The organism is Lishizhenia sp., from assembly GCF_057456495.1.
The window spans coordinates 1-4,055 of sequence record NZ_JBVCPV010000226.1 but is presented as its reverse complement, the minus strand read 5'-3'; the positions used below and the strand labels follow the sequence as shown (position 1 = coordinate 4,055).

The following is a 4,055-nucleotide window of genomic DNA, read 5'->3' as shown; positions in this document are numbered from 1 at the left end:
AGTTGTAAGTAAATACTCCTCCTAAGAATTTTTTCTTAGGCTCTTCTCCCATGAAACCTTTAATTAATAGTTTATTTCCAATAATATTAAATCTGTAATCAGAAATGTTTTGATTCAAAGCTTTGTAATCAATGTCAAAGCGAGTTTCTTGGTCTGTATTTAAGTCATATTTGAAAAATTCAGAGCGAATTAATTCATCATCGTCATTCGTTTCTACACCAATAAATGCTAATTGATTATCGACAACTTTTAAATCATTTAAATTGAAATTGTTTCCAGAGGCTTTATCAATTTTAACCTTTTCAACAAGTTGTAAATCTAAATTTGCGTCAATTTTAGAAATGTTCATTTCAAAGCCAGTTGTTGAATACGCTGTTTCTTCAATGACAATTAAATTTTCTGAACCTTCTGTAAAACGAACTTTTCCAGTAGTAGTAAGAAGTAATGTGGGTCTGCTCGCTTTTAAGTTACTATCGTAACTAACGATATAATAATTTTTATCATCCTTATCTCTGTTCATCACCACTTCAAAAATGTGATCATCAGCTAAAAAGAAAAAGTCTCTTCCCCTAAAAGCATTTCGTTTGAATTTAGAAGTTTTCTTTTCTAACTCCAGCGATTTTACTTCTTTCCCATTTTTGTATTTCGCGAGAAATTTTGATTTACCGTCATAATAGTAATCGAAAACGGCGTCATCAATTTCTCCTAAAGTAGAGGTGAAGTTGAAATTTGGATCTTCATTGACTTTAAAGGTGGCGTCAAGAACTTGGTTAGTTTGAGCATTTGTTTGAAAACTTAGTGCAGAAATTAAACCTACACTGAAGAGTAATTTCTTCATGATTTAAATTGTTAGTTATTAAGTTGGTGAAAATAAGCTAAAGGTGAACTTTTGTCAAGTTTTTGAGATGAAAAAAGCCAATTCAAAAGTTTGAATTGGCTTTGGTTATTTTATGTTAGAAGAACTAAAATGTAATATGTATGGATTGTTCTTTAGATAACTTAACTCCCTGTACAATGATTTCATTCTCTTTTGTATAAATTGAAGTGTAGTTATATCCACTGAATTTTTTATATGCCAATAAAGGTGCAGTTTCAGATTCTAATGTTTTTAAATCAATGGTTCTCGCTCTTAAACCTTCTCTATCCATGTAGCAAAGTTTAAGCTCGCTTCCATCCCTATAACTTTTTATTCCAAATGCTGCTTGTCCCGCATATTGTCTAAGTGGAAAGGAAGTCTTTTTAATAAGTTCTCCGTTTTCATTAAGGAGGAATACAAAAATTTGTTGCATTGTATTGTACCCATAATTTGTAGCAATATGGAGTATGTTTCCATTATCTAAAAATCTAGTTTGAACGATGTTGAGGGTACGTGCACTTTTATATTCTTCATTGTCTATTGCTTTCTGATACGTTTTTTTATACGCATCAATTTCATTTTCAATGATAAATTCAGGATCAAGCTCATGGGTAGAATACGCTATACGTTTTTTGGTTTCAAGGTCGTAAATTTGCGTAAAGTACTCATCCAATATTTGTTTACCCTTTTCTACTTTACTAAATCCGAATACGTATAACTTGTTATCGCGAACCCTTGAGGAAATGTGACTTTTTTTCTCTTCAAGTTCAGAAAAGTCTAATTCTAAATCTGTGTCACGTCCATTTTTTAGGTCTATTTGGTAACATATTCCTCCCAGCTCGTCATCCTTTTGATTCGTTGATATTGCGTATCTAAAATCTTCCTTGTCAGATGAAATATGAGAGGTAGAACCCGTGAAAGTTCCATCTTCCTCGGTGTTTACTTCAATAATCTCTTCAGTTTCCAAGTCTTGATCTACCAATAAACATGTAATAGAAACTAACTCTTTGTTTTGGTACTTTGAGATTTTTATCAATAGTTTCTCATCGTATTGGTCGTAGGATAGTCCAAATCTTGTGTCTTCTCTGAATTTGGTTGCATAAATTTCACCGAGTTCTACACTCTTCAAACTTTGGTTAAAAGCTTCCGCATAAATAGTGTATCTTGAAGCGTTCTCATCATATCTCGGTACAATTTCTACGATGTTTTCACCAATGGTGAAAAATTTAGTTACCTCAAACTTTTTCCTCTTGAAATACTGGTTTTTATCTTCAAGTTTCACGGACTTTAGTACCTGTCCATTTTCCTTTTTATTAAGAAGTGTGTGCATGGCAATAGGGAAGAAGTATAATACAAATCCCGATTTACCTTGGGCGTATTGTTTTCCATCTATACTTCCAAAGTTGGTAGTTGCTCTACCTGTTTTGTATTCCTTTACTTCAACGTCAATTCCTAAAGCGGCTCCTTTTTCTTGTCCAAGGGATGCAGTGGTGGTGAATAGTGCGGTTAATCCTAGTAATAGTACTTTTTTCATTTTTATAATTTAGGTTCGGCGTGAAATTAAAAAAAAAAGCACAACTCAAGGGGTTGTGCTTTTTAGTATAAGGAAGCCTGTCTTTATTTCAATTCAACTTCTAATTGCTTCGTTTTATTCATTTTTGAAATGCTAATGGATCCTTTTCCATTGACAAATTCGTTGTAATCATAAATTCTTTGAAATGAAAATTCGGAATTTGGCACTCTATGAATCAATTCAACTTGTTTTGTTGATAAATCACACGCTGCAATCTCAATACATTTTTTACCAAAAGAAATACTTGTTGGAGTCTCAAGGTTATAACCAACAAAGAAGATTTGATTATTATGAATGGTGATTAATGGTGTTCTGTACCCACTATAATGTGTAGAATTATATAAGTCATAAATGGAGATTAAATTTAATGATTGGTCAGAATTTACCTTGTATATGAAATAATCACCTCGTAAATCGTAGTATACCAGTCTACTATCTGTAGAGTATCGAATTTTATAAGGATCACTGAATTCTCCGATTAAATACATATTTCCTTTTTCATCAAACAAGGTTTCGCATAACGTTAAATTGAACGGGTTTGAATTGATTTCTTCATCCCCATAGTTAAAACGTTTGTCGAGGTATGACTTTTCTTCTTTATTCATGTAAGTTTCCTTTGTTAAACCTGGAACTTCAACTTCATATTCTGTAGTTTCTTTTGTTTGTGTATTATATGTTTTAGAGAAATAATAGACTGTTGACTCTCCATCTTCTGTCACTCTACAAAAACCATGATACCTGATTTCTTTATCTTTAAAAAGAAAATGCTGAGAGCCGTTTATTAATTTTTCAAATTTTTCAAATTTCAAATTCTCAAATAAAGTAGTTTGAGTTATTTTTTTTGATTTTGATTTGAAAGAATAATACTGTAAAACCTTTTCATCATCAGAATTATATTCAATTACAGGAAAACTGAATTCATCGTTATTTATTGAAAGTGAATTACTAGGGATGTATAGTTCCTTTTTTTTCTTTTTACTTTCAAAATTTGCTTCAATTTTAATAAATTTATCACCATCAATTTTACAAAAAGCAGTGGTACCACCTTCTCTAAAATAACAATAGATTATTAACAGGTGTAATTTATCATTTTGGGAATCTTGTTCGATTTGAAAACTGAATTCCGTATAACGTGAACGGTTGAAGTTTTTAATATCTGTTTTGGTTTCAAACAATAATTCGGGTTTTGATGCTTCTAATGTTTCAAGGTTAATTCTTTCAACCCACAATCTTCTTGTATAGGCATCTTTATCCTCATCAGGAATAAAGTGATATAATTTATCGTTTATTATCTTATAGCTATCTCTATTTAATTCTCTTCCAAAACCATCATCTCCAGTTTGATCCCAAGATTGTTCGCATCTTTTATAAAAGCCTTTCACCTTTCCATCAACTTTTACTTTCGCCACTTTCTTTCCGTCCAACGTATGTTTTGATAGTTTAATTGATTTTTTATCAACTGGACTTCCCTTGGTATAGGTGTAATAAAACTCTCCAATTTTCCCTATATAGTATCCGTAAAGGTCCGTTTTACGGCTTTTTTGAGTAATTATTAATTGGTCATTATTTAATAGTTCCTGAGCTATAATTGACGTAGAAAGTACGGTGATTAGGAGTAGTGTAATT

Annotated in this window: 3 protein-coding genes; all 3 read right to left on the bottom strand. The window is 31.4% G+C overall.

The window, feature by feature from the left end; genetic code table 11:
- Positions 1–838 (bottom strand): hypothetical protein (locus AC22ZQ_RS12980; protein ID WP_318959191.1); only part of this gene is annotated, 838 nt, incomplete at its 3' end.
- 124 nt (positions 839–962) lie between these two features.
- On the bottom strand, positions 963–2,390 hold the full coding sequence (locus tag AC22ZQ_RS12975) for a hypothetical protein (RefSeq protein WP_318959190.1): 1,428 nt from the start codon (positions 2,388–2,390) through the stop codon (positions 963–965).
- Between the two features lie 83 nt (positions 2,391–2,473).
- The coding region (locus tag AC22ZQ_RS12970) for a hypothetical protein (protein WP_318959189.1) at positions 2,474–4,055 on the bottom strand (1,582 nt) is incomplete at its 5' end.

Coding starts and splice junctions, on each gene's coding strand:
- AC22ZQ_RS12975 (WP_318959190.1), bottom strand. CDS start 2,390: ATGAAAAAAGTACTATTACTAGGATTAACCGCACTATTCACCACCACT.